This is a genomic window from Citrobacter meridianamericanus, from assembly GCF_041320245.1.
Taxonomy (GTDB): domain Bacteria; phylum Pseudomonadota; class Gammaproteobacteria; order Enterobacterales; family Enterobacteriaceae; genus Citrobacter; species Citrobacter meridianamericanus.
Map to the genome: position 1 here is coordinate 162481 of NZ_CP101036.1, position 12090 is coordinate 174570.

Below are 12090 nucleotides of genomic sequence, written 5' to 3' on the forward strand. Positions count from 1 at the left end.
GCTATGGCGCTTTTTGTTGGCAGGTTTATAGCGAAGCACGTTTTCCTCAATATAATCGCCCAACCGATCCTAAACTTAAATGAGAAACCGCACAGGCTGGGTGCGGTTAATACATGGAGGAGGGAAGATTATGGCGAAAATAGGTGAGAACGTTTCGGCTTTAATTGATAAGACGGTCGATTTTATGGCTTCTAGCCAGGCTTTTCGCGAATATTTGAATAAAACACCGCCGCGCGACGTAGTCCCTTCTGAAATACCACAGGAGAACGCGCAGCTGTATCTGCAACGTCTGGCGTACTATCGGCAGCTGTATCGACCGCAGCAGGAAGAGAAGTAAGCCGGCAGGCTCTTATTTTTGAAAGGCTTTTTTTAAGCTGATTTTAGAAATCAGCTCGGTCAGGGAAAGTACCATCGTGGAGCGCACCATTTGCTGGTAGCGCTGGATCTGCATAGCGTGCAAACCTGAGTCTGAGGTATCAAACTGTGGCGGCGGCGGGAGTGCCGCCACGCAGTGAAGTTCGCCAAACGGACCAAGAATCTCGTCGTCGGTGAACGCGTATTCATTGCCGTCATGGTTTAACTCTTCCCGCAGCGCCATCAGCAGTTCCGCATCTTCATACTCCGGGCGGCTGAGTACGCCCAGACCGTAAATGAGTTTCAGACGAACGGAAAGATCGCCCAGCGGTCCATCGCCGTCGAGCAACGGTTCTACAGCATATTTTACCGCATAGTCATCTTTGCGAAATACCTGAAGCACAAGGATATTCACCGCCTCGGTGAGCAGTTCTACGGCGGTGATGAGGAAGCTGCGTACGGTTTTGCCAGCATTCAGACGCTCAAGCACACGATTTTCAAAGGCCTGCGTTTGTTCCATTATTGCCTGCATATCTGACAATCTGTCATTTGGGCGCAGGCTGACCTGCGCCACATTCTCAATCATTTGGTCGCGTTATATGCGTTAACCGCCTCCGCCACCACATCACTATTGGCATCCAGACCGGAAACCTGCGCCAGCGCGGCCTGCGGACCTTTTTCGTCAATCAGCGCGGCCAGTTCCTGTGCCTGCGGATCTTCTTCACTGCGATAATGCATCGCTGCTGCAATACCGGTGACCAGATTCGCGTGCGGCAGGCCGTACTCCAGCGTGCCCAGCAGCGGTTTAATCAGACGATCGCCCGCGCTCAGTTTACGCAGTGGCTGACGGCCAACGCGCTCAACGTCATCTTTCAGATACGGGTTTTCAAAGCGACCGAGGATTTTCTGAATATATGCTGCATGTTTTGCCGCATCAAAGCCATAGCGTTTGATCAGTACCGCGCCGCTCTCTTCCATCGCACCTTTAACCACTGCACGGATTTTCTCGTCGAGAATCGCGTCACGGATGGTCTGATGACCGGTCAATTTTCCGAGGTACGCGGTTATAGCATGCCCGGTGTTCAGCGTGAAGAGTTTACGTTCGACAAATGCCATCAGGTTATCAGTTAATTCCATTCCCGGGATGTTTGGCAGTTCGCCTTTGAATTGCGTTTTGTCGACAATCCACTCACTGAAGGTTTCGACGGTGACCTCCAGCGGATCGTTGGTTGCAGAAGCTGAAGGGGGAACGATGCGATCTACGGCGGAATCGACGAAGCCTACATGTTCTTCAACCCAGGCTTTGTCTTCATCTGCCAGCGCGTTCATGACGTGGCCTTTCAACTGGGTTGTTCCGCGCACCATGTTCTCACAGGCGATGATATTCAGCGGAGTCACGATACCCTGCGCTTTGCGTTTAACCAGCCCTTTGGCGATGGCCGGAGCGATACGCTCAAGCACGACCGGACCGACGGCGGTGGTGACTAAATCTACCTGAGCAATCAGGTCGACGACATCATCGCCGATACTGCTTACGGCGTTGACGCCGGAAACGGTATCAACCTGCTCGTTTTCACCGACCACATGAACCTGATAGCTATGACGGGCATTCAGGGCATCGAGCACGACCTGGTTTACATCTGCGAACGTCAGCTGTATCCCCGCGTCCGCCAGCAGTTTGCCGATAAAGCCACGACCGATATTACCTGCGCCAAAATGTAATGCTTTCATAGTATTAACCTTCATTAATGTTTTTACCCAAGAGGGCTGGGGTGAGGGACTGCATAGATTTCCCCTCACCCAAACCCTCTCCCTTGCGGGAGAGGAAACCGTAGGCCCGATTAGCGTAGCGCCATCGGGCAATGGGGTTTACTTACGACCCGCCAGCAGCTCCAGAACTTCATCCACGCTGGTGGTATGGGCCAGACGTTCGATCACGGATTCGTCATCCAGCGCGTTAGTCAGACTTGTGATCACCTGGATGTGCTCGTTGTTACGTGCAGCGATACCAATGACCAGGCGGGCGATATCGTCTTCTTCTTCACCGAAACGTACGCCTTCTGGATACTGGCAGAATACCACGCCGGTTTTCAGCACGCGGTCTTTGGCTTCAACCGTACCGTGCGGTACAGCGATGGACTCGCCGAGGTAAGTTGGGGTCAGTTTTTCGCGGTCCAGCATCGCCTCGACGTACTCTGGCTCAACGTAGCCGCCTTTCACCAATTGCTCACCGGCAAAGCGAATCGCTTCTTCTTTGTTGGTGGCTTTACGGCCAAGGAAGATATTCTCCGCACCCAGTTTGAACAGGTGGGTATCACCCTCTTCAAAGCTGTCTTTCAGGTGATCGCGGACTTTCTCTTCGTTCACGTTGTGGCGCTGCGCAGCGACCAAACGTTCGGTCAGATTGGAGTACAGACCGCTGTCGAGGAAGTTGGTCAGCGAAATGTGCTGTGCCTGCGGAACCTGGCGCATAGCGCGTTCGGTCAGGTCACGGTGGGTAATGACCAGATCCACATCCGGCGGCAGATTGTTGATCGCGCTATTGGTGACAGAAATCTGAGACAGACCGGCATCCTGCACTTTCTTACGCAGTACGCCCGCACCCATGGCGCTGGAACCCATGCCGGCATCGCAGGCAACAATGATTTTACGCACATGGCTCAGGTCGTTGGTAACGTCACCCGCTGCCAGCTGAGATGCGCCTTTGGATTCCGCTTTCATGTCGTTCATACGACGGGTTGCGGCTTCAATGTCATCTTCTTCTTTCACTTTGCTGGTTTTCAGCAGAATGGCTGAGACCACAAAGGAGACCGCCATTGCAGCACAGATAGCTGCGATGTTAGCGAAGTAAGCGCCCTTCGGCGTCATTGCCAGTACTGCCAGAATAGAACCCGGAGAGGCCGGAGATACCAGACCGCCGTTCAGGATAGTCAGTGTAAATACGCCAGTCATACCGCCGAGAATAACGGCCAGGATCAGACGCGGGTTCATCAGCACGTACGGGAAGTAAATTTCGTGGATACCACCCAGGAAGTGGATGATAGCCGCGCCGCCTGCAGACTGTTTAGCGCTGCCGCGACCGAAGAACATGTATGCCAGCAGAACGCCCATACCCGGACCCGGGTTAGCTTCAATCAGGAAGAAGATGGATTTGCCCATCTCATGGGACTGCTGAATACCCAACGGTGAGAAAATACCGTGGTTGATGGCGTTGTTGAGGAACAGGATTTTCGCCGGTTCAACGAAGATTGACGCCAGCGGCAGCATGTCATGGACAACCATGAAGTTAACGCCTGCCGCCAGGATTTTGGACAGTGCTTCAACCAATGGGCCAATGCCAAGGAATGCCAGAATGGCGAGGATCATCCCGATGATGCCAGCGGAGAAGTTATTCACCAGCATTTCGAAACCGGACTTGATCTTACCGTCTACCCAGCCATCGAAATGTTTGATAGCCCAGCCGCCCAGCGGACCTGCGATCATCGCGCCGAGGAACATCGGCATATCCGCACCGACGATAACGCCCATAGTGGTGATAGCACCGACCACACCGCCACGCTCGCCGCCAACCAGCTTACCACCGGTATAACCGATCAACAGCGGCAGCAGATAGGTGATCATTGGGCCGACCAGCTTCGCCAGCGTTTCGTTCGGCAACCACCCTGTCGGAATGAATAATGCGGTGATAATACCCCACGCGATAAACGCGCCGATATTTGGCATCACCATGTTGCTGAGGAATCGACCAAAGCTTTGCACCTTGATCTTAATATCGGATGACATAAAAACACCCCTTCTTATGTTTGCTGTCGCGCAGGCTAAAAGCCCGAGGTTTGTTAATGTAGCGGCAGGAGGTAGCCGGACCCTGTAGATACTGCGAAATCTGGCACTGAATCGTTCAACTGTCCAGTCGACGACTTTTAGTGTGATCAATGTCACGTAAATATAGGGTTTACGGTATTACTTAATGTGATTTTGATCACAAAATACCAGTATAAAAAAACATCATTACGCAAGAATGCGCTGAAAAAGACACTTAAATGTGAACTTGTTCACGTTTTTGCTTTGGCTGTTTGTTGAGTATTTGTGATCTGCTTCGCAATAAATATTTGCCTGGATTTCTCCTGGTGTGATCTGGCGCGGATTCTGTTTCATCATCCATTTCTTGTTGCTACCTCGCGAGCCGTCAACCTGCAAATTTTTACCCTGATGGGATGGCGAAAATGACTAACTGCAATTATGTTCAAATTACCAGCCATGACTCCTTTCGGCTGCCTGCAATTGAAAGCTCTGATTAGCGTGAATACGAGGCGGGTATGTTTCTAAACTATTTCGCGTTAGGTGTGCTGATCTTCGTTTTTCTGGTTCTGTTTTACGGAATCATCGCTATCCATGATATTCCCTATAACATGGCTAAGAAGCGCAATCATCCCCATGCCGATGCCATTCATACGGCGGGCTGGGTGAGCCTTTTTACACTGCATGTGATTTGGCCGTTCCTGTGGATTTGGGCCACGCTCTATCAGCCAGAACGAGGCTGGGGGATGCAGTCACACATTACGCCAACCGGAAAGGAACCTGACCCTGAAGTTGCCGCGCTGGCTACGCGCATCACCCAGTTGGAAAAAAGACTGGATGGGGAGAAAAAAGACGATAACTCCACCTTTCCGGAGATTTGATCATGGATTTGTTGATTGTCCTGACTTACGTGGCATTTGCCTGGGCCATCTTTAAAATATTCCGTATTCCTGTAAACCAATGGACGCTTGCCACCGCCGCATTAGGTGGAGTGTTTATTGTGGCGGGACTCATCTTATTAATGAACTATAACCATCCGTATACCTTTACGGCGCAAAAGGCGGTTATTTCAATTCCTCTAACCCCGCAGGTCACTGGAATTGTGAGTGAGGTGACAGATAAAAATAATCAGCTAATTAAAAAAGGCGAGGTGTTATTTAAACTCGATCCCGTGCGTTATCAAGCGCGAGTGGATCGACTGCAGGCTGATCTTGTTACCGCCACGCACAACATCGACAATTTGAAAGCCCAACTTTCTGAAGCCGTCGCCAATACTACCCGCGTTTCCGCTGAACGCGATCGTCTGTATAAAGATTATCAACGCTATTTGAAGGGCAGCCAGGCGAAGGTTAATCCCTTCTCTGAAAGCGATATCGACAACGCGCGGCAGAACTACCTGGCACAGGATGCGCTGGTAAAAGGCTCCGTTGCCGAGCAGACGCAGATTCAGAGCCAGTTAGACAGTATGGTCAACGGGGAGCAATCTCAGGTTGCGTCTCTGCGCGCTCAGCTCGCTGAAGCCAAATACAATCTTGAGCAGACTATCGTCCGTGCCCCCAGCAACGGCTATGTTACGCAGGTGCTGATTCGGCCCGGAACCTACGCCGCCGCGCTGCCTCTGCGCCCGGTGATGGTGTTTATTCCGGAACAGAAGCGGCAAATCGTGGCGCAATTCCGTCAGAATTCGTTGTTGCGTCTTAAACCGGGTGATGAAGCGGAAGTGGTCTTCAACGCGCTGCCAGGCCAGGTATTCTCCGGCAAGCTCACCAGAATTCTGCCGGTTGTGCCGGGCGGTTCTTATCAGGCCCAGGGAGCATTGCAGTCTCTGACTGTAGTGCCGGGTACCGATGGCGTGCTGGCCACGATTGAGCTGGATCCCAATGGCGATGTGGATGCGCTGCCGGACGGTATCTATGCTCAGGTGGCGGTCTATTCCGACCATTTCGCTCACGTTTCAGTGATGCGTAAAGTGCTGCTGCGCATGACCAGCTGGATGCATTACCTTTATTTGGATCATTGAGTTGATATTGGATTACACGGATAGAAATTTAACCAAGGTAAAGTGAATTGTTTATATGTTGTAAATAGCAATTCATTTACCTTGGATGTTGAATATGTTTACTTGAGGTTATTCTTTTTTCCCCTCCACCATTCAATCTGACTCATATCCTCGGATATTTATTGATTTACAATAGTCACACTGATCATTTTCGTAAGACATAGAGGAAGTATCGATTGCTTAATAAATTATCTATCAGAGTCTGTTTAAACAGCATGTTGTTTTTTCTTAAACCTTTCTAGCCAGTCGGGAGGAGTACAGCCCAGTTTTTTTATCCCGCTGCTGTTCTGGCAACCGGATAAGCTGTTGCAGATTCAGCGGGTTATCTTCATAAAGCAGATTACCCCATTCGTCATTTTCCGCCCGTCATATCACACGGTTATCGGCATCAATCAGCGCCAGCGGCAGTCTACAATGATGTAGATCTTCCGTTTTGGCTCCATGCCTCTTCCGGCCACACTGCTATTATGCATTTCCTCAGCCAGGATTTACTTTCTCTCACTACGAAGTACTCCATATTGAATCTCGGTGACACATTCGTAAGATTCATTTTTTTAGGAAGATACGCGGTCATACGAGCGTAAGTCGAATTCTCTGCTTTGAAGTATTTTACCATGGATGAATTATCAAGAATTGCCAACAACTGCGCAGGGTCGCTACTCTTTTCCTGAGCAAAAGCACCCCTGATATGGCTTCTCACATTAATATGTGTAATTTCATTATCGTAAAACGCTTTTTTTTCAGCTGCATCCAGCAAGTCCTGCAAGGAGCCTTCGGCAGGATGTATTTCACAAGATGCTAATGCATTAAAATTAATGATGATTGTAAAAAAATTAATAAAAATCGTTTCATTTTCTTGCTCCTCTCATAATTCTCTGAGCACCTTTAACTCCTAATTCAGCCAAATCATCTATCCCTGCCGTTGCAGGTCCTCCGGGGTCATCAAGGTCTGGGAATAAATAAGTCTCTGCGCAAGTATATCCCGCAGGTAATTTATCTATTTGCCAATCTTTTTGTGGGAGGTAATCTCTTGCTGTCTTTGTGTCCATCCCAGGATAGCTGGGATCATCCCACGGTGTGCAGGTCAGGTTTGGTTTCACCCATTTCCGACAATATGGTGTGTAGTCGTAAGGGCTGTGGGCATAGATAGTTCCTTTCTATTTATCTGTACAAAAAACACTCTTTAGTGTGATCTTTCCCTAAGCCCGATGTTGATTTTTAAATTTATTTAATCAAATTTAAAATATGGGACATCTAATTTAATGGGACCGCCATCATCCCTTGACTCAAGAATCCATTCGCCACCATTAAATCCATCATTACTTTTCCACTCAGGAAAAATATCTCCTTTTTTAAATCTACGACTTTCATAAATGCCATACCTTGAGATCATTCTCCAGTATCCTCCAAATGGAATTTTCTGCCCACAGGACCGAATTACAGATCCCACGCCAGCATTATTTTGGTAAAAATATCGGTCTTGTTTTTTTATAAATTCTATATACTTAACAGAATCCGCCAACTCAACACAAGCGATGAGATTTAACCGTTTTCCATTAACTAAATTCCCAAAATCACTGATATTCTTATCTATGTAATAAAATACATTACCTTTAGAAATATCACTATAAATTAAAGAGCTCACTCTATCACTATAATCAAATAGATGTAATGAATCATTAACATCATTGTTATCAACCCCTTGCAAAACATACTTTTTAATACAATAAACCTCCCCCCACTGAGATAATATTGCTCTGCCTCGCAGGATATAATCTGGCTCTGAAGCAAACACTTCACCACAACTCAATAATGAAAGTATAAAGAACATTCTTAACTTCATTTGAGATCCCAAAATTTAATAGCAGTAAGTGTCTGTTTTGGATGTAACGACGGATCATAATATGTACTGCCATCAAGGCATTTAACTCCATCCCAGATAGTAGCATGACCAGTCGCATCACTAAATCCGTCAATGTAAAATATAACAATCCCTTTCTTATTCATTTTCTTAAGTTCATCTAATTGTGAAACTCTCTTTGGAACATATTTAAACATGTCTGCTTTTCCCCAAGCGTACTCAAGGAAAGTTATGAGATTTTCTACGGAATATATGTAATAATATTTACCCCCATCAATCACATATTCATTTCCGCCCTGGAGTATTCTATTCCCACCAATTTTTGTTGTAGGCAACACCGAAACCTTTGATGGAATAAGCATCCCAGACATATTCAAAGCGTAACTGATTCGTAACGCGCATGCGTTACCATATGCGGATGGATTTCTTTTATACTCTCTAAAAGCATGCCCACCGACCCACAGATACGCAAAATATACAGAAGCGGCACTATCCAACGGAGCACCCGTATCTACATTGTTAGGGAATAGGTCCAAATATTTTTCCTTGATGAGGTCATACGGTGGTCTTTTTACAACGACCTTGCCTATGTCTTTACCCTTTTCTTTAACCGTCACTATCCCAGCCATTTAATCACCATAGTAAAGATATATTTTAGAGGAAATATCAGAAAAAATATTCATCGCAATAGCTTCATTATTTTTATTTACATCAGCACTAACAGAAAGGCTATCCTCCGTCCCATCAGGAGTGAAATAAAAAACATCACAACTTACGTTTTCACCTATATCATAATTTAGAGTATGCATATGAAGATTCAAATCAACATAGTGTCTAGATATATCACTAAGCTCTGTTTGTTCTTCACCATAAGACCAGCTAATTGAGGTGATTTTTTTCTCTTTATTATCCTGTTCATCATCCCCACTGCTGGAGTAACCCTGGTCATCGCCCACTCCACTCCCGGCACCGTTATCACCATCGCCACTTCTGTTATCCTTCCCGTCTCCCGCATTATCCGCCAGCGCCTCCAGCGCGCCCGGCTGCATCACCCCCACCGGCGTTCCCGCACTCCCCCCGCCGTTCAGGTTTATCTTCGGCCCCATAATGTCCACGCCGCCCGGGTGGATGACCACAAACGAACCGCCCACCTTCAGGCTTATCCGGCTGCTGCTTTCCAGCACAATATCGTCCTGTACCTTGATCCCCAGCGCGCCGCTTATCTTCTGCGCCAGGTCTCCCTTCACCTCCAGGCTCTTCATCCCTTTCACCAGGCTGACATGGTCGCCGGTGGTGGTCTGCTCCTGTTTTCCCTTCACCGACATCTTCCGGTCATTGCCCACAACCAGCGTCTCGTCATTCCCCACCTGCTCACGCCGGTCGTGCATCACTTCTGTCTTCCGGTCGTTTTTTACGGTCACCGTGTCATCATGACTCACCGTCACCTGACGGTCATTCCCCGTCGTGTTGCGCTGGTCATGCGCGACCGTGACTGTCCGGTCGTGTCCGGATGCGTTTTCTTTACCCACCGTGATGGTCTGCCCGAGTCCCACAGTGATGCTCTGGTTATTGCCGATGGTCTCCGTATGGTCCACCTTCACATCAGTGGTTCGGTTGTTCAGCACCTCCGTATCCATGTTCTTCTGCGCATGGATATAGACCTGCTCATTGCCCGTCGCATCATCGAATTTCAGTTCGTTAAATCCGCCACCTTTGTAGGTCTTCGAGCGGATGGTCATCTGCGTTTTCGTGCCCGGCAGGCTGCCCGGCGAGCGGTTATCCTGGTGGTAGGTGCGGCCCATAATAATGGGCTGGTCCGGGTCGCCGTTCAGGAAATCCACTATCACTTCCTGACCCACACGCGGAATGGCGAGGTTGCCGAATCCGGCACCGGCCCACGCCTGTGACACCCGCACCCAGCAGGAGCTGTCTTCGTTTCCCGGGCAGTAGCGGTCCCAGTGGAAACGCACCCGCACCCGGCCATGCTCGTCGCAGAAGATTTCCTCGCCGGCAGGACCGGTGACAATGGCGCTCTGCGGGCCGTCCACGGCGGGTTTGGGCCGCGGGGAGGCACGCCATGTCCGGTCGGCCGGGATGACGTCCAGGTGGTTACTGAGTGTGGTGCCTTCGCCGGAGCTGCCGTGCTGCGCCTGTGGCTGCCTTCCTTCCAGTACAGAACCGGTGACCTGCCATTCGCGGTTCAGCGTTTCTGACGGGTGACCGGTCAGTGTAAAACGTTTGCCGGGCCACAGTTTCGGGGAGTTGCTCACGCAGGCTGCCGTTTCAGCATCCTGCCGGTGGCCCTCCGCCTGGTAGCGGGCAAAGTCCTGACCATGCTGTACGTCTTTGAAGCGTCCCGGATAATCAAAGATTTCATACTGTGTGCGCTGGCCGTTGAGGTTTTTGGCGTGGTGGCTGAAGTAACCGGGCCATCCGGGGACTTTAAAGGTGTAATCCTGGTTTTCAACTGAGGAAGGGCGAATCTGCGCCCGGTAGCGGAACGCACTGATGCATGCGGTGGTGGCTTCCCGGGTGTTCGGGTTAAAGGGCATTTCGCCGAGTGTGGAGACCCCGGCGACGTCATCGCAGAGCACCAGTTTCTGGTCGGGACCGGTCGGGAGGAACCAGTCAAAGAAGAAAATACCCTCTTCGGCCCACAGGCGGCTCAGAAAATTGAGGTCAGTTTCGCCGTACTGCACGCAGAATTCGCGGGCGGGATGGGGCTCATAAAAGGAAGGCACCCAGTCAGTGACGTCGTTTTCAGCAAGCAGGGTGGCGGAAATAGTCTGGATATCCTGCTGCTGAAAGATGCGGAAGTTCTGCCGCAGCCCTGCCCGCCAGAGCGGGGGCGAAACAGTCAGCTGGTAATTCATCTGCCAGTCGTTGTTCTCCCTGAGCTCCACGCCGGTGATGATGCCGTGAAGATAACGCAGTGCAACAGCCCCCTGCCAGACAGTGAGGGTGGCGTTTTTCTCGAGAAAATCTGTGGCGGTGAGGTCAGGCAGGCCGCTGGCGATATCAACGCAGAGCAAAAAGGGGGTGGAGAGATTCTGGCTGAGGGTGAAGCTGACGACGGCGGTGCTCATCGCCACTAACCCGTCCACGTCGAGCGTAAAGCGCAGTCCCTGCTGTGACATGAGTTACTCCGTGACGTATTCATACTTTTGCAGAGAACCATACGTCCCGAACAATGCAGGGAAAAGTACGTTGTATAAAAAGCAGCTTAAATTCAGAAAACGTTTAGGTCATAAGTAAAACAGTAAGAATGTAAGTCATCACCTGCCATTTACGGCGACCTGAGCCATACTGATATTTTTGTTGGCAAAAAGGACCCGGCATGAAACTCATTGGCAGCTATACCAGCCCTTTTGTGCGTAAAATTTCTATTCTGTTACTGGAAAAGGGTATCACCTTCGAATTTGTGAATGAACTTCCTTATAACGCGGATAGCGGCGTGGCGCGTTATAACCCGCTAGGAAAAGTGCCCGCGTTAGTCACCGATGAGGGTGAGTACTGGTTTGACTCTCCGATCATTGCAGAATACATAGAGCTGCTGGATATTGCGCCAGCCATGCTGCCGCGTGAACCGTTAGCGGCACTCAAAGTTCGTCAACTGGAAGCGCTGGCCGACGGTATTATGGATGCGGGATTAGTCTCGGTACGCGAGCAGGCTCGCCCCGCCGCGCAGCAGTCAGAAACCGAACTGTTACGCCAGCGAGAGAAAATTACCCGTAGTCTGGATATGCTGGAAGGCTATCTGGCGGACGGTACGCTGAAAACGGATACGGTTAACCTGGCTACCATCGCGATTGCTTGTGCCGTCGGTTATCTCAATTTCCGTCGGGTCGCACCCGGCTGGTGTGTGGACCGCCCGCGTCTGGTCAAACTGGTGGAAACGCTCTTTCAACGCGAAAGTTTTGCCCGCACAGAACCGCCAAAGGCTTGATGTGCATGTATGTCCGCCTGAGCAAAGTCACGGTACAATCCTCCCTATATCGATAGCCCTCTCCACGGTGGA

The 12090-nt window shown here is 50.0% G+C and carries 11 protein-coding genes and 1 pseudogene; 4 read left to right on the top strand and 8 right to left on the bottom strand.

Features of this window, described 5'->3' with window-relative positions; translation table 11 throughout:
* Positions 1-130: 130 nt before the first annotated feature.
* On the top strand, positions 131-337 hold the full coding sequence (locus NMD08_RS00750; RefSeq protein WP_151216988.1) for a hypothetical protein: 207 nt from the start codon (positions 131-133) through the stop codon (positions 335-337).
* Between the two features lie 12 nt (positions 338-349).
* Here the strand turns inward: NMD08_RS00750 and mtlR are convergent, their stop codons facing one another.
* The 3 genes from mtlR to mtlA form a co-directional block, all read right to left on the bottom strand.
* The gene (mtlR, locus tag NMD08_RS00755; protein ID WP_151216987.1) at positions 350-940 is read right to left on the bottom strand and encodes a mannitol operon repressor MtlR; all 591 of its coding nucleotides are present in this window, start codon (positions 938-940) and stop codon (positions 350-352) included.
* On the bottom strand, positions 937-2085 hold the full coding sequence (gene mtlD, locus NMD08_RS00760) for a mannitol-1-phosphate 5-dehydrogenase (RefSeq protein WP_286542863.1): 1149 nt from the start codon (positions 2083-2085) through the stop codon (positions 937-939). Before mtlD ends, mtlR begins: the two co-directional genes overlap by 4 nt.
* 138 nt (positions 2086-2223) lie before the next feature.
* Positions 2224-4137: a PTS mannitol transporter subunit IICBA gene (mtlA, locus tag NMD08_RS00765; RefSeq protein WP_151216986.1), complete on the bottom strand. Its 1914-nt coding sequence runs from the start codon at positions 4135-4137 to the stop codon at positions 2224-2226.
* A 533-nt stretch (positions 4138-4670) separates the two neighbouring features.
* Between mtlA and NMD08_RS00770 the strand changes: the two genes are divergently transcribed.
* Both NMD08_RS00770 and NMD08_RS00775 read left to right on the top strand, forming a co-directional pair.
* Entirely contained in the window at positions 4671-5033 is a 363-nt protein-coding gene (locus NMD08_RS00770; RefSeq protein WP_151216985.1) for a DUF3302 domain-containing protein, read from the top strand.
* Positions 5034-5035: 2 nt separating this feature from the next.
* The gene (locus tag NMD08_RS00775; protein ID WP_370619350.1) at positions 5036-6172 is read left to right on the top strand and encodes an HlyD family secretion protein; all 1137 of its coding nucleotides are present in this window, start codon (positions 5036-5038) and stop codon (positions 6170-6172) included.
* A gap of 448 nt (positions 6173-6620) precedes the next feature.
* On the opposite strand, the gene NMD08_RS00780 is transcribed toward NMD08_RS00775, so the two are convergent.
* The 5 genes and pseudogenes from NMD08_RS00780 to NMD08_RS00800 all read right to left on the bottom strand — a co-directional run bounded on the left by NMD08_RS00780 (position 6621) and on the right by NMD08_RS00800 (position 11209).
* Entirely contained in the window at positions 6621-6977 is a 357-nt protein-coding gene (locus tag NMD08_RS00780; protein WP_196615070.1) for a hypothetical protein, read from the bottom strand.
* 82 nt (positions 6978-7059) lie between these two features.
* Positions 7060-7353 (bottom strand): annotated as a pseudogene (locus NMD08_RS00785) (RHS repeat protein); the annotation flags it as partial.
* Between the two features lie 86 nt (positions 7354-7439).
* Complete coding sequence (locus NMD08_RS00790) at positions 7440-8054, bottom strand: hypothetical protein (RefSeq protein ID WP_252838562.1); 615 nt, start codon at positions 8052-8054, stop codon at positions 7440-7442.
* On the bottom strand, positions 8051-8701 hold the full coding sequence (locus tag NMD08_RS00795) for a T6SS effector amidase Tae4 family protein (protein ID WP_052755108.1): 651 nt from the start codon (positions 8699-8701) through the stop codon (positions 8051-8053). Before NMD08_RS00795 ends, NMD08_RS00790 begins: the two co-directional genes overlap by 4 nt.
* Positions 8702-11209: a type VI secretion system Vgr family protein gene (locus tag NMD08_RS00800; protein WP_370619353.1), complete on the bottom strand. Its 2508-nt coding sequence runs from the start codon at positions 11207-11209 to the stop codon at positions 8702-8704.
* Between the two features lie 200 nt (positions 11210-11409).
* Between NMD08_RS00800 and NMD08_RS00805 the strand changes: the two genes are divergently transcribed.
* Complete coding sequence (locus NMD08_RS00805) at positions 11410-12018, top strand: glutathione S-transferase (RefSeq protein ID WP_075145483.1); 609 nt, start codon at positions 11410-11412, stop codon at positions 12016-12018.
* Positions 12019-12090 lie beyond the last annotated feature (72 nt).

What these genes read in the sequence shown, in the direction of transcription:
- NMD08_RS00805 (WP_075145483.1), top strand. Translation starts at nt 11,410, where the DNA reads ATGAAACTCATTGGCAGCTATACCAGCCCTTTTGTGCGTAAAATTTCT.
- NMD08_RS00775 (WP_370619350.1), top strand. Translation starts at nt 5,036, where the DNA reads ATGGATTTGTTGATTGTCCTGACTTACGTGGCATTTGCCTGGGCCATC.
- mtlA (WP_151216986.1), bottom strand. Translation starts at nt 4,137, where the DNA reads ATGTCATCCGATATTAAGATCAAGGTGCAAAGCTTTGGTCGATTCCTC.
- NMD08_RS00770 (WP_151216985.1), top strand. Translation starts at nt 4,671, where the DNA reads ATGTTTCTAAACTATTTCGCGTTAGGTGTGCTGATCTTCGTTTTTCTG.
- NMD08_RS00795 (WP_052755108.1), bottom strand. Translation starts at nt 8,701, where the DNA reads ATGGCTGGGATAGTGACGGTTAAAGAAAAGGGTAAAGACATAGGCAAG.
- mtlD (WP_286542863.1), bottom strand. Translation starts at nt 2,085, where the DNA reads ATGAAAGCATTACATTTTGGCGCAGGTAATATCGGTCGTGGCTTTATC.
- NMD08_RS00800 (WP_370619353.1), bottom strand. Translation starts at nt 11,209, where the DNA reads ATGTCACAGCAGGGACTGCGCTTTACGCTCGACGTGGACGGGTTAGTG.
- NMD08_RS00790 (WP_252838562.1), bottom strand. Translation starts at nt 8,054, where the DNA reads ATGAAGTTAAGAATGTTCTTTATACTTTCATTATTGAGTTGTGGTGAA.
- mtlR (WP_151216987.1), bottom strand. Translation starts at nt 940, where the DNA reads ATGATTGAGAATGTGGCGCAGGTCAGCCTGCGCCCAAATGACAGATTG.
- NMD08_RS00750 (WP_151216988.1), top strand. Translation starts at nt 131, where the DNA reads ATGGCGAAAATAGGTGAGAACGTTTCGGCTTTAATTGATAAGACGGTC.